General features: G+C 35.4%; 18 protein-coding genes and 2 pseudogenes. 4 read left to right on the forward strand and 16 right to left on the reverse strand.

Annotation, left to right across the window (positions count from 1 at the left end; all coding sequences use genetic code 11):
* Positions 1–196 precede the first annotated feature (196 nt).
* A complete protein-coding gene (locus H6F32_RS17585; protein ID WP_190370600.1) occupies positions 197–2,413 on the forward strand; it encodes a hypothetical protein in 2,217 nt (738 codons plus the stop codon).
* A 595-nt stretch (positions 2,414–3,008) separates the two neighbouring features.
* Here the strand turns inward: H6F32_RS17585 and H6F32_RS17590 are convergent.
* From H6F32_RS17590 to H6F32_RS17610, 5 genes and pseudogenes are all read right to left on the reverse strand, one after another.
* The gene (locus tag H6F32_RS17590) at positions 3,009–3,638 is read right to left on the reverse strand and encodes a transposase (RefSeq protein WP_190370601.1); all 630 of its coding nucleotides are present in this window, start codon (positions 3,636–3,638) and stop codon (positions 3,009–3,011) included.
* A gap of 346 nt (positions 3,639–3,984) precedes the next feature.
* Positions 3,985–6,084, reverse strand: a complete 2,100-nt coding sequence (locus H6F32_RS20680) for a DUF5672 family protein (RefSeq protein WP_242031169.1) — start codon at positions 6,082–6,084, stop codon at positions 3,985–3,987.
* 35 nt (positions 6,085–6,119) lie between these two features.
* Positions 6,120–7,289, reverse strand: a complete 1,170-nt coding sequence (locus tag H6F32_RS20295) for a class I SAM-dependent methyltransferase (RefSeq protein ID WP_199294621.1) — start codon at positions 7,287–7,289, stop codon at positions 6,120–6,122.
* 13 nt (positions 7,290–7,302) lie between these two features.
* Positions 7,303–9,090 carry a methyltransferase domain-containing protein gene (locus H6F32_RS20300; RefSeq protein WP_199294622.1) on the reverse strand — a complete coding sequence of 596 codons (1,788 nt, stop codon included), beginning with the start codon at positions 9,088–9,090 and terminating at the stop codon, positions 7,303–7,305.
* Between the two features lie 388 nt (positions 9,091–9,478).
* Positions 9,479–9,595, reverse strand: a pseudogene (locus H6F32_RS17610) (transposase); the annotation flags it as partial.
* A gap of 30 nt (positions 9,596–9,625) precedes the next feature.
* Between H6F32_RS17610 and H6F32_RS17615 the strand changes: the two are divergent.
* Positions 9,626–9,805 (forward strand): zinc ribbon domain-containing protein, encoded by a 180-nt coding sequence (locus H6F32_RS17615; RefSeq protein ID WP_313926665.1) that lies wholly within the window; start codon positions 9,626–9,628, stop codon positions 9,803–9,805.
* A gap of 56 nt (positions 9,806–9,861) precedes the next feature.
* On the opposite strand, the gene H6F32_RS17620 is transcribed toward H6F32_RS17615, so the two are convergent.
* From H6F32_RS17620 to H6F32_RS17630, 3 genes are all read right to left on the reverse strand, one after another.
* Entirely contained in the window at positions 9,862–10,572 is a 711-nt protein-coding gene (locus H6F32_RS17620; protein ID WP_190370602.1) for a Uma2 family endonuclease, read from the reverse strand.
* A 106-nt stretch (positions 10,573–10,678) separates the two neighbouring features.
* Entirely contained in the window at positions 10,679–11,470 is a 792-nt protein-coding gene (locus tag H6F32_RS17625) for a Uma2 family endonuclease (RefSeq protein WP_190370603.1), read from the reverse strand.
* 85 nt (positions 11,471–11,555) lie between these two features.
* Entirely contained in the window at positions 11,556–11,966 is a 411-nt protein-coding gene (locus tag H6F32_RS17630) for a c-type cytochrome biogenesis protein (protein ID WP_190370604.1), read from the reverse strand.
* 223 nt (positions 11,967–12,189) lie between these two features.
* On the opposite strand from H6F32_RS17630, the gene der reads away from it, so the two are divergent.
* Complete coding sequence (gene der, locus H6F32_RS17635; RefSeq protein WP_190370605.1) at positions 12,190–13,551, forward strand: ribosome biogenesis GTPase Der; 1,362 nt, start codon at positions 12,190–12,192, stop codon at positions 13,549–13,551.
* 122 nt (positions 13,552–13,673) lie between these two features.
* A complete protein-coding gene (locus H6F32_RS17640; RefSeq protein ID WP_190370606.1) occupies positions 13,674–14,603 on the forward strand; it encodes an energy-coupling factor transporter transmembrane protein EcfT in 930 nt (309 codons plus the stop codon).
* A 77-nt stretch (positions 14,604–14,680) separates the two neighbouring features.
* Here the strand turns inward: H6F32_RS17640 and H6F32_RS17645 are convergent.
* From H6F32_RS17645 to H6F32_RS17680, 8 genes and pseudogenes are all read right to left on the reverse strand, one after another.
* Positions 14,681–14,842, reverse strand: a pseudogene (locus tag H6F32_RS17645) (transposase); the annotation flags it as partial.
* 28 nt (positions 14,843–14,870) lie between these two features.
* Positions 14,871–15,638 carry a glycosyltransferase family 2 protein gene (locus H6F32_RS17650; RefSeq protein WP_190370607.1) on the reverse strand — a complete coding sequence of 256 codons (768 nt, stop codon included), beginning with the start codon at positions 15,636–15,638 and terminating at the stop codon, positions 14,871–14,873.
* A gap of 23 nt (positions 15,639–15,661) precedes the next feature.
* Positions 15,662–16,171, reverse strand: coding sequence for a bifunctional 2-polyprenyl-6-hydroxyphenol methylase/3-demethylubiquinol 3-O-methyltransferase UbiG (locus tag H6F32_RS17655; protein WP_242031170.1), 510 nt, complete (start codon positions 16,169–16,171; stop codon positions 15,662–15,664).
* 453 nt (positions 16,172–16,624) lie between these two features.
* Complete coding sequence (locus H6F32_RS17660) at positions 16,625–17,542, reverse strand: Uma2 family endonuclease (RefSeq protein WP_190370608.1); 918 nt, start codon at positions 17,540–17,542, stop codon at positions 16,625–16,627.
* Between the two features lie 231 nt (positions 17,543–17,773).
* A complete protein-coding gene (locus H6F32_RS17665; RefSeq protein ID WP_190370609.1) occupies positions 17,774–19,510 on the reverse strand; it encodes a carbamoyltransferase in 1,737 nt (578 codons plus the stop codon).
* Between the two features lie 455 nt (positions 19,511–19,965).
* Entirely contained in the window at positions 19,966–20,775 is an 810-nt protein-coding gene (locus H6F32_RS17670) for a Uma2 family endonuclease (protein WP_190370610.1), read from the reverse strand.
* A gap of 483 nt (positions 20,776–21,258) precedes the next feature.
* Positions 21,259–21,951 (reverse strand): Uma2 family endonuclease, encoded by a 693-nt coding sequence (locus H6F32_RS17675; protein ID WP_242031171.1) that lies wholly within the window; start codon positions 21,949–21,951, stop codon positions 21,259–21,261.
* Between the two features lie 398 nt (positions 21,952–22,349).
* On the reverse strand, positions 22,350–22,796 hold the full coding sequence (locus H6F32_RS17680; protein WP_190370612.1) for a DUF29 domain-containing protein: 447 nt from the start codon (positions 22,794–22,796) through the stop codon (positions 22,350–22,352).
* Between the last annotated feature and the right edge of the window lie 4 nt (positions 22,797–22,800).

The raw sequence follows: 22,800 nt of genomic DNA on the forward strand, positions 1-22,800 counted from the left end.
ATAGGACTTACGCAAGTGTCACACTAAAAAATCTGCTGTAGGGTGTGTCAGACAGTATAAATCATGTAAATAACCAAATTGTTGATATCTGACGCACCCTACCAATGTGCCAGTTGCGTAAGTCCTGGATAATTTTCACAAGATGTCTAATCAAAAAATTTATTGACAAGATAATTAAAAGTAGTTCAATTTTTCAATGATTACCACCAACTTGAACAATCAAATTTCTGCTAACCCAAACTTATTAACCATTCAAGAATATGAACAAAATATTACAGAGAATCCCCAGGAAGTTACTAATTATTGGTATTTAGGACTTGCTTTGTTATTATCAGGAAGAGAAGAAGAAGCGCAGATAGCCTGGATGACTCCAATGTTAGAATTTGGAGAAGAAGAGTCAGAACAATGGCTACTACAATTAACAGAAATTTTATTAAGTGCTGCTCAACAACAGGAAACAGATTCTCAATCTCAATTTGCTTGGGTAATTCGTCAACACATTCGACAATTTGTTCCTGGTCATATTAACAATCTTTTGAAAATAATTGCATTAAATATTGATTTAAAGATTGAAGACTTGCAAACGAATATTAATCAATTAATTGCGATTATATCCGAAGTAAGAGAACCTCCTATTTTTGATGAGAATTTATTAGTGCAAGTGATTGAGGAATTGCTTCTTCCTCAGCCAGTTATCCCCCCTACCTTTATAGATAAATTAGTAGAAGCCTTTATACCCAATTTAATAAAATCTGAAAGCATTATTAGATTATTGATGGGTAAAGCTGATAGCTATTATTCTTGTTTCAACCATGGGATATCAATTTATTTTTGCAAAATTGGCTTGCTGTTAGACCCTAATAGTCTATATTTTACTATGAAAATAATTACTAACCTACAATTACTAGGACAATCACTAGGAGGAAGTTATCTTCAAGAGTCTATTGATTGGGCAAACAAATATTTAGTAACTTCCCCAGAACTAATTAGACAAATACATGGGAATCACTGCTTACTTGTAGCATTTTTAGAGTCTCTCGAAAGTGCAGAAAAAGCTCTACAAACATACCAAAAATATAAACAACTTTTATGTGATCTTGTCAGCAGTGAAACAGAAAGCAAAAGTTTATTTATAAATACAACCTTAGCATTTGGTCACTTTTTCTTATACATGGAAGATAATCCCCATGAAAATAGATTAATTCGTAATAGATTAGCTGCTTTATGTCAAGAAATGATCTGGAAAGAGTTTCCTCAAGAGATCAATATTTATCAACAGCGTTTTAATTCACCTCGTCCTGCTTTGAGTGAGCGTCCTTTAAGCATAGGCTATATATCAGAGTGTTTTCGTTCCCATTCTGTCGGTTATTTAGCTTGGTGGTTATTAAAATACCATAATCATCAAGAACTTGATATTCATTTATATTCTTTAAGCCAGAATATTTATGATCCACAACAACAAGCTTATAAAAAGGAATTTGGTGATCATTTTCATCAATTATGGCCGCCGCCAGTGACAGTTGCAAATAAAATAAATGAAGATGAAATAGATATTTTAGTTGATTTAGATAGTTTAACTTCCTATAGTAATTGTGTTATTTTAGCCTTGAAACCCGCACCCATTCAAGTTAGCTGGCTAGGGTATGATGCCACTGGTTTTCCGACGGTTGATTATTTTATTGCTGATAACTATGTTTTACCTGCATCAGCACAGAATGATTATACAGAAAAGATTTGGCGACTGCCGCAAAATTATATTGGTATTGATGGCTTTACTGTGGGAACACCAACTATCAGTAGAGAATCTTTAGATATTCCTAATGATGGAATTATTTATTTTAGTTCTCAAACTGGATTAAAACGTAATCCCGATAATATCCGGTTGCAAATGCAAATTATCAAACAAGTTCCTAATAGTTATTTTCTGCTGAAAAGTCATCGCGGCAATCATGAAGATCTGCAAAATTTTATTGCTCCCCTTGCTGAAGCCGAAGGACTTGATTTAAAATCTTTTAGGTTTTTACCTACTGCACTTACAGAGATGGAACACCGCGCCAATTTAGCCATTGCAGATATCGTTTTAGATACCTATCCCTATAATGGTGCAACTACTACTTTAGAAACATTATGGATGGGTGTACCCATAGTCACAAGAGTGGGGGAACAATTTGCAGCCCGGAACAGCTATACAATGATGATGAATGCTGGAATTACTCAAGGTATTGCTTGGAGTGATGAAGAGTATGTAGAGTGGGGTGTGAGGTTGGGTAAAGACGAGAAATTAAGACAAGAAATTGTCTGGAAACTGCGAAAATCAAGACAAACATCACCCCTATGGAATGGGAAGAAATTTGCGCGGGAAATGGAGAATGCTTATTTACAGATGTGGCAAAGGTATCTTGATAGTAAATAACGCAGTAGTGAGGACTTTAGTCCTCAACTAATTTTATTAAAAAAAGCACTAAAGTGCTTACTACGAATTATTTAGCAAATTTTTAGATAGTCAGTGCAAATAACGCAGTAGTGAGGACTTTAGTCCTCAACTAATTTTATTAAAAAAAGCACTAAAGTGCTTACTACGAATTATTTAGTAAATTTTTAGATAGTCAGTGCAAATAACGCAGTAGTGAGGACTTTAGTCCTCAACTAATTTTATTAAAAAAAGCACTAAAGTGCTTACTACGAATTATTTAGCAAATTTTTAGATAGTCAGTGCAAATAACGCAGTAGTGAGGACTTTAGTCCTCAACTAATTTTATTAAAAAAAGCACTAAAGTGCTTACTACGAATTATTTAGTAAATTTTTAGATAGTCAGTGCAAATAACGCAGTAGTGAGGACTTTAGTCCTCAACTAATTTTATTAAAAAAAGCACTAAAGTGCTTACTACGAATTATTTAGTAAATTTTTAAATAGTCAGTGCAAATAACGCAGTAGTGAGGACTTTAGTCCTCAACTAATTTTATTAAAAAAAAGCACTAAAGTGCTTACTACGATACTTACTACGGACTAATCATCCCAATCTTTCCCATAATCTCTGACGGGGTATTCAACCCAGCAACCCCGTAACCATTCCCGTCCATAAGTTTCTAAATACCAGTGAACACTACTCTCAACCCAATCATAAGGCGATTTCGCCAAACCATGTTTTACTGGGTTGTAATGAATATAGTTAAGAGTTCTGTAGTAATGCTTTTTAGAGCGAATTGCGCGATCGCTCCAACTATACCATATTTTTCGCCCAGTTACATTGTCTTCTTGATTCCATTGACGAGAAAGCGCACCATGTATTCTGCGAAATGTCTCACTTAAAACATTAAAATCTGTTACGTGAACCAGTAAATGATAATGATTGGGTAAAATCACCCATGCACAAATCTTTAAATTCGTAGTCAGTCCTTCAGTACTCTCTTGATCACGTCCCTCGTCACCAAACCTATCAAATACGGTCTTTAGAATTTGCTGACGACGACTCTCCAAGTCCATATATGATCGATGTTCATAGCAAGTTGCTGTTAATAAATAAAATTCTTGATCTCTAACTAGATGTGGTGGTGAGTGCGGTGGATAACCCTGACTTATACGATATTGCACCAGTTCAGCTTTTTGCTTGTATGTAAGCTTACGATATTCGTACATAATTTTTTTTAGATAGTCAGTCCAAATCATTGAGTAGCGAGGACTTTAGTCCTCAACTAATTTTATTAAAAAAAAGCACTAAAGTGCTTACTACGAATTATTTAGCAAATTTTTAAATAGTCAGTGCAAATAACGCAGTAGTGAGGACTTTAGTCCTCAACTAATTTTATTAAAAAAAAGCACTAAAGTGCTTACTACGAATTATTTAGCAAATTTTTAGATAGTCAGTGCAAATAACGCAGTAGTGAGGACTTTAGTCCTCAACTAATTTTATTAAAAAAAAGCACTAAAGTGCTTACTACGAATTATTTAGCAAATTTTTCATTGCAATTTCAAAAACCTCCTTTCAAATTTGATTAATCAAACTATCCAATGGATAACTTTCTAAATTACTAACTGGTATTTGTGCTAAATTTATGTTAGCTTCATTACTCAAGATAATTCTACCATAAATGCGGGGTAACAAAGATTGCCATTGCATATTTCCTAATTTATCAATCAAGGAAATCTCTATAGTATCGCTAATGTCTAAATCTGCCATTAACAGATTCATAGCCACACTAGATAAAAACATTCCTGCATCTTCTATAGTTAGATTACCTGTGTGAATAATCAGGGTAATTTTTTGATTTTCAGGGTGATTTCCTAATGTTTGAATTACCTGTTGTAATTCTAAACCAAGTTCATCTTCTGCTTGTGTCCAATCAGGAAAGATAATTAAATTAATATCTCTTAATTTTAACTCATTGATAAAATCGCTGTTTTGATAATTATCTGAAGAAAAGTCTAAATTCAAATCTTGAGATAATTTATTTAGGACATAGATAACATGAGGTTTTCCATGAAATCCAAAGGTGTTTTCCCAAGAAAAGTTTTCAAGTTCTTCTATGGGTTGTTCAAAACTAAATTTAATAGCAACTTCTAAAGGTGCAAATTTAATACTTTTCCTTGTAAACCAGTCATAAAAATAATAGCAGATAATCAAATCTTCTGATAATGAAGATGTTTTTATATGATCAAAATCTAACTGTGAACATACCTCTAATAATTTTTTACTTCTTAAAGAAAAACCACCATTACCTACTCTATTTTTATTTAAGTCAAGTATATCTACTGTCTGACCTTGGGAGTTAACTAAATGAGATTGTTTGCGCCAAGGTGCGCCAATATAATCATAATTTAAAAACTCCTCTGACCACAACTGAGGATTGATAATAAAACCATCTCCTTGTGTAACTAAGCAAAATTCAGTCTCTATAAATGAATTAAGCTCTTTGATTATAAATCTGCTGTATTCAACTAAACTCTTGATCGGATGAATTGTAACAATTTCTAATTGGGGGAAAAGCTCCAAATAACTTTGATCAATTTCCTCGGATGTAAAGAACAATACTCTATTAAAGTTTGCATTTAAATTGGAAATTACTAAACTTAGTAAAGTAAGTTCTATGTCTACAGAAGATATGGTGACTAGAGTTGTATTTTGCAGATTGATTTTACTTGTATTTTTATCCAGTAAATGGATAGCATTATTCAATAATTCTGTGATATTAATAGCCTGTTGTGTGTTAGCTAAAGATCCACTATAAAAAGTTCTTTCAGTAAAATTATCTGCTTGGGTATCTCTGACTATGAAAGGAGGATGTTTTAAGGGAAACTGCATTTCTTCAACTGGTATATTAGCTAAAATACTATTTGTATCTGTTGTATGAGTTCCTTCTTGTCCAAATCCAATATTAGAAACTAAATTAATATTTGGTAAAATACTTAAACCCTGATTTATATAACAAGCAAATAACCAAGGATAATCCCAGGTGTCAAAACCTTCATATATACTTTGGAAAATTACTGACCAGTATCTGAATGCTTGTTCATCTTGGAGAATATCAAATAGCCAGTTTTCATCTCTAACTTGAGGCCAAAGCGTCATAGTATCATCATAATATTGCCATGCTCTTTTCCAAGTAGCCCATCCCCAACAATGGCTATAACGGGAAAAATAATAACTATAATTTCGTCTTTTTTGTCCAAACTGAAGATTTTGTCCACAAACTAACATGATCCGCGAATTATGACGATACTCTTCTAATAACTCTTCACAAAAGCGAAAGAAACTAGGATCAGGGAGACAGTCATCTTCTAAAATAATTGCTTCTTCAACTTGAGAAAATACCCAATCTAGTCCGGTATAAATTCTATTTCTACAACCTAAATTAATATCAGAGTAATTAGTTAATACTTCACACTTCCAGTCAACTTGATTAATAATTGCTCTAGCAGCAATACACTTTTCTTGTTCTCCAATTTTATTCGCTCTTGCACCATCAGCAATAACTAATAATTTCGGAGGTTTAGCTTCACGAATCTTTTGAAAAACTCGCTCTGTCACATCAGGACGGTTAAAGATGATAAAACAAACCGGGGTTTTTAATTGCCATTCATTCATAAAATTTTATTTTTAGGTAATTGTAAAAATTGCAATTAAAAAGAAAACTTTCCTGTCATTGATGCTTTCGGTATATGGTGATTTGAATATTTTTCCAGGACTAACACACTATCATAGAAATGAATTCCAGTGCAAGTCTTTGTTAAGTTAGATGGTGTCAATCCTTGTTCTTGTGTGTACCAGGCATTGATTTGATCAATAAAATTTTTAGCATACTCTATAAAACTACCTTCTTTTTTATAACCTCCTCCATATTCTGACCAGTAGCTTGTGTGCAAATCTTCAACCAAATACACTCCTGTTTTTTGAACTGCTGAATATAATTCTTCAAAGGTGCATATTTGTTGTTCCATTGTATGGCCACCATCGTCAATAATAATATCAACTATGCCTATCTTATTTTTCACATAATTTAAAAATTCTCTATCTGTCTGGCTGCCAATAAAAACTTCAACTCTCTCTTCTTCTAATTGTTTGCATCTTGGATCAATATCAATTCCATAAATATATGCTTGTTCGCCAAAATAATTTTTCCACATTTGAAGAGAACCACCATGTGCTACTCCAATTTCTAGGACTTTAATAGGTAATCCTCGAAACCGAGAAAAATGATTATGATAAATATCAAAATAGTGATGCCATTTATAAATTAATCTTTTTTGGTTGTTACAAAAGTATTGCCAAAGAGGATTATCATCACCTGGATTTGGTCTAACAATAACATTATGAAAAGGTATATTATTTACATTTTCAACTTGTTGTGATATCAGGCTTTGATCCTTATCTATATGAATACACTTAGTATTTAAATCATCTAACGTATAAGCAGGTATCTGTTCTAATCCTATTTGATTAATAAGTTCTTTGTTTTCATTTTCTAAAATAACTCTAGAATACAAATGTGGTAATATACCTTTATATTCTTCTAATGAATTAATTTTTAGCAAATTAAATTCTGGTGAATTATTATCATCACCTTCTAAATTTTGATCGTAGCAAATATTTAGCAATACATCTGCTAATAAAAATTGTGCATCTTCTAAATCTATGTTGTTAGTATCAATTAGTAGATTTATTACACTAGTATTTGGATGATTGATAATGGTTTTACATACTTTTACCAACTCTTCAAATATCATATCTCTAGATTGATTCCAATTTGGAAAGATTATTAAATTCATATCTTTTAAATTTAGCTCAAGCATTAAATTTTCCTTTCTAAATTGCAATTACAGGACTGGTAATCTGAAAACAGGATCTTCCTAAACAAGAGCGTTTTTCGCTAGGTAAGTCTCCTCTGGATAATAAACTAACATCTTTAAAGAAGATGGAAGTGCAGTTTTTATAAAGATAGCTAGGAATCATTCCATAAAAATCAATTCTCATAAATCCTGAGTCTAGTAATTTTTTAACACCTTCTGCGTGTCTGTGATCATCTGTGTTATCAAAAATAATAAATCCTTGGTCTTTTACTTTAGATATAGCAAATTCAGCACATTGATTTCTATTGCTACCGTCAACAATAATTACATCAAATAAATGATCTTCATATTGAAGAATAGCAGAAGCATATTCTAAATCATCTTCAATTAAATATAATTCTACATTTGAAGGCATATTTTCTTTAATATAGTTAAACCAATTAGCATCATTCTCAATGGAAATTACTTGTGTTACTCTCTTAGACCACCAAAGAGACGAATTACCACTACCATATTCAAAAACACGAAAATCACTGTATATTTTATTTTCAATAAATTCTATGGCAGGATAGGTGTACCAAGGTATAGGTTTAGCCTCTTGATTGAGAGGTTTTCCTGAATATAAAGAATTCAACCATCCAGAAGTCTGTAAATAATTAATACCTGGAGGTAAATTTCTGGAAATTTCTTCCCAATCAGTAGCTAATATTAGGCTATGAGCTAGGGGTATTAACCCAGTTTCAGTAAATTGAGGATTTTCAATGATTGTTTGTTTAAATAATTTGATCGCTTCAGGAAATTTGTGTTCAGCAAATTTTTGATAACCTTTGGATAAACTACTTTCTTTTTTTTGTGGCAGCGTATTATATTGTAGCTGATCTAATAGGTTTAATTTTTCTATATCTAGTGAATCTTTGATTATCTCTTCTAGAGTCCAACCAGGTAATTGTTCTAATCCTATTTGATTAATCAATTTTTTGTTTTCACATTCCAAAATAATTCTAGAGTGCAAAACTGGCAATAAACCTTTATATTCCTCTAGTGAATTTGTTTTTAACAAATTAAATTGTGGTAATTTATCATCATCAGTTTCCATATTTCCTTGATAACAAAGATTGAGTAAAACATCTGCTAACAAGAAGTTCGCATCTTCTAAATTGGTATTTTGGATATCAATAAGTAAGGCAATATCACTATTTTTAGGGTGATCAATAATGGCTTGACATATATTTAGTAAATGTGTAAATATTACTTCTATAGATTGACTCCAATCTGGGAAAATGATAAAATTAATATTTTTAAAATTCAGTTGATAGTTGTTTTCTGCTGATTTTATAGCTTTTAATACACCATGAACTTGAATAACTTGATTTCCCAAATTTTTCTGATCAATGCTAACAATACTGAATTGTCCCTTAAAACCATAATGACTTTGACAACCTGCTAAATAAGGAGGAAATTCTTGGCAATAATACATAAAGGAATTAATATTCCAAAAACTGACATGGGTAGGATCTTGAAATGCTCCTCTGCCATCAGTTGATGGTACGCTAATGTCAACTATTCCATCTGGCTTTAATATTCTCCAGATTTGATTCATTGTGTGGATTCTATCAGGCAGATGCTCAATAATATCATGTGCTTTAATAAAATCAACACTATTATCTGGAAATGGAAAATGACCATTCAAATTAGCAATAACATCTACACCATCAGCAGCCACTAAATCTACACCTATAAAACCTTCAGCTTTATGAGTTCCACATCCTAAATCTACATTTACCAACAAGTTAGCATTATTCATAATGTCAATACTTTTTTTATTACTTTGCCTTTTCTCTGATTGTTTCCTTTACATTCGGTAACACAATCTTAAAATTCTACCTATTTAATTTTACCAGTTTCTCCATAACAGCGATCGCCTGCTTAACCTCCTCAAGTACCTCTTTAATAGAGAGTACCCACAACGGTCAAAAACTTATCACTTTCTGGATATGGTAATGTTAATTTTCACAAATCTTTACAGCAGAAATCATCTAGGTTGGGTTGAGGAACGAAACCCAACATTTACAATAGTTTCTTGGCATTCACTTTGTTTAACCCAACCTAATTAATAATTGACCAAAAATCTGGGATACAAGCCCCGTCCTTGACGGCTTTTCTTGATTTTTAATATACTCCTTTAATATTTCTCATGGCGCACCACCTACAGAAATGGCAAAATAGCTTGGACTCCATAATACTTGTTTATCGGGTTTTTTATAGCCAGCTTGCCCATATTTACGACTAGATACGCCCTTTAAAGCATTGTTATTAGTAGATGGGAAGCAACAAGTCAAATTTGCTCTAAATGTGGATACAAATGGGGTAAACTTGATTTAAAAATTCGGTCGGTTAAGTGTTTGAATTGTGGAACTCAACAGGACCGAGATGAAAATGCTGCCAAAAATATCAATAAAGTCGGGATAGGGCATTGCCACGACTCTAAACGGGCGCAGAGACAGAGTAAGACTACTTAGGTAGCGTCCGTCGGTGAAGCGTCAAGAATCACCGCACCTTCAGGTCGGCGAGTATATCAATCATCTAATTCTATTCCTAATTCTCCCAATTTAGCCGCTAATTTATCAGCCCGTTGTTTTTGCTGTTCACTCAGTTCCTTATCTGTTAACAACAACTTACCATCTAAAGTTTCCCAGCGTAACCAAACCGTATCCACACCTCTATATACACCTTGCCAACGCACTAAAGCCAATTGCAACTTCTTACTAAGATAACGATTTTTATCATCACGAACAAGAGGTTGATATACTCCCTCAGTAATACCAAAACCTGCCCAATCATCAGGATTAAAAGGATCATACCAGAAATATTCCGGTACTCGCATCCGGTCTTGATAAACTAATTTTTTGTTGGTTTTATCATAATTAGCAGTACTTTCTGATAATAACTCTATCACTACATCAGGAGTTTTCCCTTCTTCCCACACTACCCAGCATTTTCTTTCCTGTTGTGGGACATCTAAAACACAGAAAAAATCAGGACCTTTATAATCATATCTTTTGACTTGATAGGGACTAAAATAAACAAACATATTCCCTGCTGCAAAACCATCTTGACGTTTTTCTAACCAAGGGTAGATGGTTTCTAGCAGTAAGTCCATTTGATATTTATGTCGCAGAGTTTCCATAACATCATCATCATCACAGGGTAGATCATCTTGCGTGGGAAAATTAATTATTGCTTCTTCTGAGTTGATAATTGTTTCTTCTATAGTGTAGGGGAGCATAATTTGATTCACTCCTATTTTTTTAGTTATTGATTAAACTTCTCTGCAATAATGTGTAGGGGTAATTCATGAATTACCCCTACAATAATTTTTACAATAAGTCTATTTACTCATCTAATTCTATTCCTAATTCTCGCAGTTTTGCGGCCAATTTATCAGCCCGTTGTCTTTCTTGTTCAGCCCGTTGTCTTTCTTGTTCAGCCCGTTGTCTTTCCTGTTCAGCCCGTTGTCTTTCTTGTTCTGCTTGTTCTTCTCCTGTTAACAACAAATTACCATCTACATCCCACCATCTTAACCAAGGTAACTCTACATTTTTATATGTTCCTTGCCAAATACCTAATTCCACACCCATTTTTTGAATGAAATAATGTCCCCTTTCATTAGGAGGCATCAAATGATATTTACCTTCAATTAAATGGTAAAATTCTAATGATGATTTCTTTTCTTCATATATACCATAAAAAGGTACTCTAATGGCTTTTTCATATACCCAAAACTTACCCAAGTAGGGGGTTTCATCTCTTTCATCCTGACCATTTCCTGAGACAAATTCAATTACAATTAAAGGAGCGACAAATTCTTGCCATAATACATAAGAACGGCGCATTTGTCCATTTAAAGTTGGTGGTACATCAGGAACATAAAACCAGTCCGGCGCTTCTGCTCCTCGTTCTGGAGGATCAGTAATTCGCCAATAAATACCGCTATCTTGGCCTATACAAAATTGTTGATCTGGGTGAATTTCTTGTAATCTTGACCAAATTGATTCTGTTAATAATATACTTTGAGGATGTTCTTGAAAGTTCTTCACTATTGTTCCATTTTCACAGGGTAATTGCGTATGATCTGGTAACTGTGTCGGTAGATCACAAGACAGATCAACTGTAATACTATTCATAATTTCCTATTGTTTATGGTTATGTTGACTAATATAGATTCACCTGAATCTATTATAAACAATTTGGAACAATCCTACCAATTACCTATTTACCAGCTTGATTATTCCCTGCCCTATTCTTTTTCACATCCGCTAAAACAGTCTTATAATCCTGTCTATCTGGATGCTGCTGTACTAATTTCTCTAGTAAAGCGATCGCTCCCTGATTATCTCCTGTCTTCAAGCGAATTATGGACAAATTTTCTAAAGCCATCTGATTATTAGGTTCACGTTGCAACACTAACTCATAACCCTTAACCTGATTTTGCACTTGATCTTCTGTTGAAACAGCTTTCTGTTGTTGCGCTGGTCTTTCTAAAGATTGTTTAATAGTATTAAATGCGCCAAATAGCATAGAGCCACAGAATGAGCATAATGAAATATATGTAACAATTCTTTTTTTCCGTTCAATTTGCTTACTACGCTTAGTTAAATAATCATTTCCTGCACTTGTCATATTTATTACCAGCCGCACTCACAACAATAGCAGCCCTCCCAATTCTAGATTACCCAGAATCATCAAAAAACTATCATCAACAGAATACAACTGGTAAACTAGTAGTCAGATATGAATAATCAGTTTCTTTACAAGATTTATTTTCTCTGACACACCCTACATCGCAAAAAGTGATATAATAATAAATTCTCTTCCTCAGCACTATTTAACACTTAATTAATTTATGAAACTGCCCATTGTTGCAATTATTGGCCGACCTAATGTTGGTAAATCTACCTTTGCCAATCGTTTAGCCGGAGATCAAACAGCCATAGTTTATGATGAACCAGGTATTACCCGCGATCGCACCTATCGTCCAGCATTTTGGTGCGATCGAGAATTTCTCATAGTAGATACTGGAGGCTTAGTATTTAATGATGACACCGAATTTCTCCCCCTCATCCGTCAACAAGCCTTAACAGCCCTTTCAGAAGCCTGTGCTGCCATATTTGTTGTGGATGGACAATCAGGTTTAACCATCGCTGATCAAGAAATAGCCGAGTGGTTACGTCAACAACCCAAACCCGTATTACTAGCGGTTAATAAATGTGAATCTCCAGATCAAGGTATCATTCAAGCCGCAGAATTTTGGGAATTAGGACTAGGTGAACCTTATCCTATCTCCGCTATTCATGGTAGTGGTACAGGAGACCTACTAGATCAGTTAATTAATCACATTCCTCATGTGACAGAAGTAGAGGAAGATACTGAAATTAAAGTCGCTATTATCGGTAGACCAAATGTCGGTAAGTCTAGCCTATTAAACGCTTTTGTTGGTGAAGAAAGAGCGATCGTTAGCCCTATATCTGGAACTACAAGAGATGCAATTGATACCGTAGTTTATAGAGACGGACAAAACTACCGCTTAATAGACACAGCAGGTATTAGAAAAAAGAAACACATCGAATATGGAGCGGAGTTTTTTAGTATTAACCGGGCATTTAAAGCAATTCGTCGCTGTGATGTAGCTTTATTAGTTATAGATGCTCTGGATGGCGTAACTGATCAAGATCAAAAACTAGCAGGGCGAATAGTTGAAGAAGGTAGAGCTTGTATAATTGTAGTCAATAAATGGGATGCTGTAGAAAAAGACTCCTATACAATTTATGACTATGAAAAAGATGTACAATCTCGCCTAAATTTCACAGAATGGGCAGATGTTGTATTTGTTAGCGCAGAAACAGGACAAAGAGTAGAAAAAATCTTAGAACTAGTTAGCACTGCTGCTGCATCCCATAAACGTCGTGTCAGTACATCAGTAATTAATGAAGTGTTAGAAGATGCAGTAAGTTGGCATTCTCCACCAACCTCCAGAAGCGGTCGTCAAGGTAGAATTTACTATGGTACACAAGTTAGCACCCAACCACCAACCATAGCATTATTTGTTAACGACGCTAAAAGGTTTAATGACAACTATCGTCGTTATATTGAAAGACAGTTTCGTGAACAGTTAGGTTTTAAAGGTACACCAATTAAACTATTATGGCGTAGTAAGAAAGTGCGAGAAATGGAACTTAGCAGTCCCAACAGAGCTACTCGCGTTTAGTAATTACCTATCACTACCCAGGAAGTAATATAATAGTTTCCAGTCAGTTGGTGATCAATTATTCATAAATTTATGATACATAAGCAGCAACTGACATTTAACCCATCCAACAAGCACTAAAAATGGATTTATTGCGATCGCTCCCCCTGGGATTATATTTAGAACAACCGCAAACTTGGTTACACAAACTTGACCCAAGGATCAAATTAGTTTGGTTATTAAGTTTTTTAACTAGTTACATACTCGCTAACAACTATTGGCGTGTATTACTAGTCGCTGTGTTGATTATTGTTACCATTTTTGCTCAAGTACCCTTGAGAGTTTGGAAACAACAAATGGGGTGGTTATTAGTATTATCATTTATAGTATTGATCTTAGGCGCGATTAGTCCCGATGGTTTAGGTGTTAAATATCAACCCCGTTTACCCGGCAATGAACAAATATTAACTCAACCAGCAACAGCCAAAGTAGAAGAAAGTAGAAGCGAAACTCAACTAAGTAATAAAAAGTATAGATATGTAGTATTTAAAGTAAAACCAGTAACAATAAATATACGATCTTTAGACTTAGCGATTAGTCTAAGCAGTATGGTATTTACACTAATCTATAGTACCAACCTCTACTTACTAACAACTGCACCAGAAGAAATTACCTCTGGTATAGAAAGTTTAATGCAGCCGTTACAGAAATTGAACATACCCGTTACAGAAATTACCCTAACCTTAACCCTATCTTTAAGATTTATACCCCTAGTATTAGAAGAAATACAAAACCTAGTACGCTCAGTAATTACCAGAGCAATAAACTGGAAAAAACTAGGATTAAAAGGAGGAGCTAAAGTTTGGTTAATAGTCACAGAAAGACTATTGGAAAACCTGTTGTTAAGATCTGAACAGATGGCAAATGCGATGATGGTAAGAGGGTTTACTAGTCCTAATGAACATCAAGTAAAATGGCAAGAATTAAAATTACAAATAGGAGATTGGATAGCTATAGGAATTTTAATCATATTTTGGGCATTAAGAATAGGATGGGGAACAGAAATTATGTAGGTTTGACCAAAAATCTGCGATACAAGCCCCGTCCTTGACGGCTTTTCTTGATTTTTAATATACTCCTTTAATATTTCTCATGGCGCACCACCTACAGAAATGGCAAAATAGCTTGGACTCCATAATGCTTGTTTATGGGGTTTTTTATAGCCAGCCTGCCCATACTTACGACTAGATACGCCTTTTAAAGCATTTACTATCTGAGAAATAGATAGCTTGGGCGGATACTCAATAAGTGCAATAAAGATCACAGGTTATTTGAGCCAATTAATTATCTATTTTCTCTGCTTCTATGATATGTATACCCAGCCATAGTTCTGCTAAAACTCTCTGAAACGTATAATACCATCCATGCCAACCGTCCAGAATAGCGCCTTTGAGGATGAGACAATAGATGAAGATTATTAAAGGTGCGAGAATTTTGCGTTTGCGAATGCGATCGCCTATACTAAGTTCATGCTCTGGTGTTTCTAGAAGTTTTTTACTTTCAATTACCATATAACGATCTTGCGCCCATAACCAACGACTCAATGGTTTGCGATCATCGTGGTGGATGTATGCTGATAATTGACTAGATTTACCTTGTACCACAACTCTATGAGCGTGTCCATCATCTTGATAAATTGCTTTTTCCCTTTTGTAAAGAACTTTGCGGGGTGGAAGCAAAGTACCGCGTAAGGGTTTACCAAAAACACAGTATTTGAACCTGACACTATAGCTATTTATATCCGACTCTATTGGTAAAGATGTAATTTCCCGAATTAAATCATCGGTTAATATATAATCTGCATCTAGAGATAGTACCCATTCTGATGTGACTTTTGACAGTCCATAATTGCATTGACTAGCGAAGGAATCAAATTTTCTAGAAAATACTTCTACTTGAGGATATTGAGACAAAATTTCTAATGTTGTATCTGTGCTATAACTGTCAATGACAATGATTTTACTTGCCCATTTAAGTTTTTCCAGGGTACGATTAATGTTATTTTCTTCGTTATAGGTAAGGATGAGAGGAGTAATTTGTTCTAACATTAGGATATTCAAATAAATTCTTGTTATTGAACTATGGTACTAGAACACAACATACTTTTCCAAAAATAGGGAAATCTACCTGCAAACTTAAACTTGATATTTGTATAGTTCTCTGATTTAAGTAAATCCGTCATAGTTGGTACAGAAAAGAATTTGATATGACCACCATCCCAAAGAACGGTAAAATGGTTGTCCATTTTCCCTGTAGCAGCCATCACTAGGTTTTTTAAATAACCATGATAGGGTGTGGTTAGTATTAAACCACCATTGGGTTTGAGGCATTTTTTAGCGCTTCTGACTAATTCTTTAGGATAAAATAAATGCTCAATTACCTCAACAGCAATCACAATATCAAAGTTGTCTCCTAGTTCGGAGTATGGTAAATCGTAAATACTACCTTGAATAAAGCGACAACTGGGAAAACTTTGATTAGCCAATTTTACACCTGATTCAGATTCTTCAACACCAACAACTTCATAACCCTGCTGTGCTAGGAAATTGCTCAAGCTACCATTACCACAACCAATATCCAAAATCCGAGGTTTTTGGTTGTTAGGGGGGGGGGTAGCATTTCTGACATCAATTCTCTAAGTGGTTTTAGCAAATAATTGTGATGATGTCCAGCTTGACTATTTTGATACGAATACTCGTATTGGTTCGGTGTGGTAGTCATTTGTTTTAGTAGGTTATTTGGTAGGTTATAGGAAGTATTACCCCACCCTAACCCTCCCCTTATAAAGGGGAGGGGACTGGATTTTTGTTTCCCCCCTTTGCAAGGGGGGACTAAGGGGGGTAATTATATTTAAAGAGTAATCGCACTTGACAAATATTCATCATGACAAAACTTTATAACAAAAGCTCGGAAAAAGAAAAGAGGCGATCGCTTCGTCATAATATACCATCATCTATAGATTGGGGATGGGGTGCTTGGGAATAGGCACCCACAATAACATACCTGGGGAAATGCTTTTTTTAGTTAATTTTCTTTAAATATCATCTAAATTCACTCCCAAAGCTCTCAGTTTTTCGGCTAGTTTGTCTGCCCGTTGTTTTTCCTGTTCTGCCCGTTGTTTCTCCTGTTCTGCCCGTTGTTTCTCCTGTTCTGCCCGTTGTTTTTCCTGTTCTGCCCGTTGTTTCTCCTCTTCTGCTCGTTGTTTCTCCTGTTCTGCCCTTTCAGCAAAAGTAGGAATCCAATCACCATCTTGATTATACCAACGTAGCCACAAACCTTCTGTACCTTGATATTTTCCCGCCCAAACTCCTACTCCTAATTCCAATTCGGGAAACCAGAATTTTGGTTCTGTCAGTTCCACAGCTTGATATTTTATCCCCAGTAGTTGAAATACTCGGAGACGATTTTCATATCTATCGAAAATAACATAGTAAGGCGATCGCAAATACTGTTCATAAGCTTGCCATTTTGTCGGTGGTTTATTCGCGCTTCTTAATGTTTGTCCTAAATCTTCTGCTTCTGTACCTGGTGATAATAATTCTACTATTAAAAATGGAGCTAATCCTTCTTGCCAAATTACATAACTCCAGCGCATATCTTCTTGTTTTTCAGAAGCAGGCACTCCTAACACTAAAAACCAATCTGGTCTTTTATACCATGCAAAATGGCGCACATCATAGTATAAGTTTAAATCCGTACCAATGAACATTTCCTCCTGGGGATAAACGGGAGATTGGCAAGTTTCCCGTAATAATTGCGGTTGAAAGTCATGAAATTCGTCTGGCAACCCTGGCTCCTCTGGATTTTCACTAGGTAAATCATACATCGTTGGCAATGTTTCCCAGGGTGGACGCGGATGAATTGTGGAGTCTAATTCTTCATCAATATCCTCACTGGGTAAATCATACATGGTAGGCAGGTTTTTTTGCGGAGGTGCTTCACTTTGATACATGATTCATTATCCCCTGTGTTTCATTGCCTGGAATGTTCTATAAATTATAGAAATTATAACTTTGAATGATCCTTTCGTAAACAGAGTTAAAGATAGAAAGTAAATTACCAAGACATACTATACATAGCTAGACATCCTGTGGTATGATAGAACAAGTAAAAAACTTAGCTATCAGATGACAGGTACACATTTAGCAGGCAAGATGCCTGCACCACAATGTAATATAGTTCTTTATGAATTGATATTACTTCTTTCGATATAATAAGACCCTAGCACCAAACTATCCATGTTTGTTCTCAAAAAGCACTGGATGGCCTCTTGAGGTGTTCTAACAATAGGTTCATTTTCATTCAGGGACGTATTAAGTAACAAAGGAATTCCTGTACGTTGGGCAAAAGTATTAATCAATTCCCAATAGAGAGGGTTAGCTGTGTGACTAACACTTTGCAAACGTCCAGTACCATCTACATGGGTTACAGCCGGAATTAGTTCTCTTTTTTCAGGGCGGATTTTGAATACTTTTTCCATAAAAGGTGCTGTTTGAGCAATTTCAAAGTATTCACCTACAGATTCTTCCAGAATACTGGGTGCAAAAGGACGAAACTTCTCCCGAAATTTAATTTTCAGGTTAATAATGTCTCGCATATCACAGCGACGAGGATCAGCTATTAAAGAACGATTACCCAATGCTCTAGCACCAAATTCCATCCTACCTTGAAACCAACCCACTACTTTACCATCACAAATAGCATCTACAACATGGTTTAACATCTGTGTCTTTTCAAAGTGTTTAGGTGTTAAGTTATGATATTGTAGTGCTAATAAACATTCTTCATCAGAAAATTCCGATCCCCAATAAGCATGACTTAAAATAAACTGACGAGGTTGCTTAAGTATTTGATGCCAAACAAAAAATGCTGCACCAATACAAGTACCATTATCAGCAGCCCCTACAGGAACATAAACATTATTAAAGGCTGTATTTTCGGTAATTTTGCCATTGGCTACAGAGTTCATGGCCACACCACCTGTTAAACACAGATTTTCGCAAGGGTAGCGTTGATATAATTGATTGAGTAAATGAAAGATAATTTCTTCTGTCACCGCCTGTAAAGAAGCAGCAATATTCTGGTGTTTTTGTGTTATTTCAGAATTGGCTTGTCTTGCTGGACCCAATAATTTTTCTAGTTCTGGACTATGGAATGGCGCAACTTTGGGCGCACCATTATCCCACTTCATGGAAATACCTTGTTCATGGTGAGTAAAATAATCCAGGTTTAGCTCAAAACTATCTCCTTTGGGAAAGATGATCTTTCTCAATGCTTCCAGATATTCTGGCTCTCCATAAGGTGCTAATCCCATAACTTTATATTCATCACCATAGGCGGGAAAACCTAAGTATAGGGTAATAGCATTGTATAAATAACCAATAGAGTGGGGAAAGTGAGTACGGGAGAAATATTCTAGTTGATTACCTTCTCCTGCTGCTGATAAGGTGCTTACAAAGTCTCCCATACCATCAATAGACAGAATAGCAGCTTTTTCAAAGGGGGAAACAAAGAAACCACAGGCTAGGTGGGTAGTATGGTGCTCCAGGGTATGAATAGGTGCTGTAATTTCCTGGGGTTGACAATGACAAGCTGTTGCTAATTGTTCTTGTAGGTTAGCTGACTTACTTTGTTTACTAAATCTATCTAAAAGCGATGCTAAGGATGGGCGTTGTTTGAGGGTGAATAGCAGTTTCCGATTGAGATTAGCTTTGGGATTGAAAGATAAAGCTACATGATCTAAATCTTTCGGGCTGATACCAGCGATTTTTAAACAATATCTAATAGATTCACTGGGAAATCCTGCCCAATGTTTAACTCGATTAAAACGTTCTTCTTCAACTGCTGCTATTAATTGACCATTTTGGATCAAACAAGCTGAAGCATCTCCATGATAGGCATTGATTCCTAAAATATTCATTGATTTGTTACTCTGATGTATTAGTTTATTAGTTGGCACATTTGAGTAGATGCATCTATGATGTTGATCGACTCAGTCATAATTCATGTAGTTATCAGTTTTATATGTTGCATAACGAAAACGCGGATTTAAAGTTGATCCATTATGTCTAAAAGAGATAAATTCTACTACCTGCGGTAGTAGATTTTGACTGGAAAGAGAAATAGGATATCATGTTTGGTGCTAATTTATCCTATGTATAATTGTCTAAGATAAATTGACAAGCGCGATAGCGCAGCGCGACCTAGGAATAGCCCATTTCCTTCGATTCTTGAGGATGATCTAAGAAGTTTTCAATTGTGGCTGCGATCGCCCCTAATTGATATTTGCATATTTGACATCGGTTTGGACGATAATTAGGGTTTGTTTGCCGAATGCGATCGCCAAGCAGAAATGCTTTTTTCGGTTAATTTTCTTTAAATTTCATCTAAATTCACCCCTAAAGCCCGCAATTTTTCAGCTAGTTTGTCTGCCCGTTGTTTCTCCTGTTCTGCTCTTTCGGCAAAGGTAGGAATCCAATTACCATCTTGATTATACCAACGTAGCCACAAACCTTCTGTATCCTGATATTTTCCCGACCAAACTCCTATTCCTAATTCCAATTCAGGAAACCAGAATTTTGGTTCTACCAGTTCCACTGCTTGATATTTTGTCCCACGTAATTGAAATACCCGTAGGCGATTTTCATATCTATCAAAGATAACATAGTAGGGCGATCGCAAATACTGTTCATAAGCTTGCCATTTTGTCGGTGGTTTATTCGCTCTTCTTAATGTTTGTCCTAAATCTTCTGCTTCTGTACCCGGTGATAATAATTCTACTATTAAAAATGGAGCTACTACTTCCTGCCAAACTACATAACTCAACCGCATATCTTCTTGTTTTTCAGAAGTAGCTACACCTAATACTAAAAACCAATCAGGTCTTTTATACCATGAATAATGACGACCATCATAGTATAAGTTTAAATCCGTACCAATGAACATTTCCTCCCTGGGATAAATGGGAGACTGACAGGTTTCCCGTAATAATTGCGGTTGAAAGTCGTGAAATTCGTCTGGCAAACCTGGCTCCTCTGGATTTTCACTAGGTAAATCATACATCGTTGGCATGGTTTCCCAGGGTGGACGGGGATGAATTGTGGAGTCTAATTCATTAAGATCCTCACTGGGTAAATCATACATGGTGGGCAGGTTTTTTTGCGGAGGTGCTTCACTTTGATACATGATGACTATCTCCTGTGTTTCATTGCCGTTGTCAAATTACCCCCCTTAATCCCCCCTTGTAAAGGGGGGAAAGAAGAATTGGGATCTCTGTGCTTGTAAAAGAGGGAAACCGGAATCTAGTCCCCTCACCTTGACAAGGGGAGGATTAGGAAGGGGTAATTTAAATATATAATTTAATATAATTTAACACTGGAAATTATATTTTCATACACGGAAACCATTTTTAATGCTATTTTATCCCATGTATAATTATCTAATATAAACTCACGTGCGCGATAGCGCAGCGCGACCTAGGAATCGCCCATTTTTTTTAGCTGATTGAGGAGGATGATCTAAGAAGTTTTCAATTGTGGCTGCGATCGCCCCTAATTGATATTAGCATATTTGACATCAGTTTGGACGATAATTAGGGTGTTTTTTCATAATATTCTTGTTTGCCGAATGCGATCGCCAGGCAGAAATGCTTTTTTCGGTTAATTTTCTTTAAATTTCATCTAAATTCACCCCCAAAGCCCGCAGTTTTTCTGCTAGTTTGTCTGCTCGTTGTTTTTCCTGTTCTGCTCGTTGTTTTTCCTGTTCTGCTCGTTGTTTTTCCTGTTCTGCTCGTTGTTTCTCCTGTTCTGCTCGTTGTTTTTCCTGTTCTACTCGTTGTTTTTCCAGTTCAAGGCTTTTGCGTAGTTCTAACGGAGATAAGAAGAGATTGCCTTGATGATCATAAATATTTAGAGTTGACGCTGTTAGTTCAAACCGAATACCCAAACGAGGACTGTGCCAATGATCCATGTTTTCAATGGATATGAGTTCTTCGTTGGCTCTGGTAAAACCCATCAACTCATTAGAGTCTGGGTTATATATGTAGTATTCTTCCACATCATAGCGGTTATAGAATAACAATTTACGGCTCATTTCTTTGAGGGTATTGCCTGGAGACAAAATCTCAAACACTACTTGAGGAGCAATATTATCTTCCTGCCATTGCCGGTATGACCCCCGATCGCCTTTGGGTCGACCAAAGACCACAAGGACATCAGGGGCGACACGAATATCGGGACGACCTTCAACGGGATACCACAGCAGATCTCCTGCCACAAAAACGGTATCGTCATTGGCAAAGAGGGAGTCGAGATTTTCTTTAATCAGGACAATCCAGCGAAATTGCTTGGTGTTATCTGCCATGGGCTGACCATCACTGTCGGGATAGATTATGGTTTTGTCTAAAGCTACAGTCATTGTTTTTGCTTCCCTCTACTTAATAGTTAAGTCATTAATATTCAATTCCTTCCATATACTAGGTAATTGGTAATAAAAACTCTGGTTTCATCCTTTAATCCTGGACATCCTGATTCTGAAAATTTACCTAACTAGCAACTTACATTAATAAGCTAATGTGCAGCACTCACTGTATAATTAAAAAACCTGAAGTTACAGTAGCACAAACATCTTGCTTGTATTAATTATTCAAGTTAAAGGCACAACAGCTTATAAACTGCCGGGCCCGATAGCGAACCGCGACCTAGGAATCGCCCATTTTTGAGAAGCATTATTATAGAAATTTCACAGCCACATCACTAATTTTAATCGGGAAGAAATTCTGGATCAAGTAGATCATCGGCAGAAAACGGACAACTTTCAGGAAAAAGATGAGCAGGTAATTCACTTTTTTTCATAGCCTGTCTTCTGGCTTTAACATAAATTTCTTCAATTTCTTGCAAGAAATAGTCATACAACGTTTTAGACTTTAACAATAACTCAAGCTCAAATCGAAAGTTATCAATTTCATTTTGCCAACCTTTGGCACAGTATTCTTTTTCAGAGTTCCAATACTTATACAACAATAAGTGAATCAGCAATTGACGCAGGTAACTGTCAACTTTCCGCCTTTGTTCATTACCCAAACTGAGAATTTCCTCCTTTAAATGTAAAAAATCTAATTCCTCAATGCGATTATTTTCTAGTAATTTATAGGTTTCTTCCAGCCAAAGGAAATAATCTTGTTCGTAAAGAGCATTAATGGTGTTCATCAAA

This window comes from Anabaena sp. FACHB-1237, from assembly GCF_014696225.1.
Taxonomy (GTDB): Bacteria; Cyanobacteriota; Cyanobacteriia; order Cyanobacteriales; family Nostocaceae; genus FACHB-1237.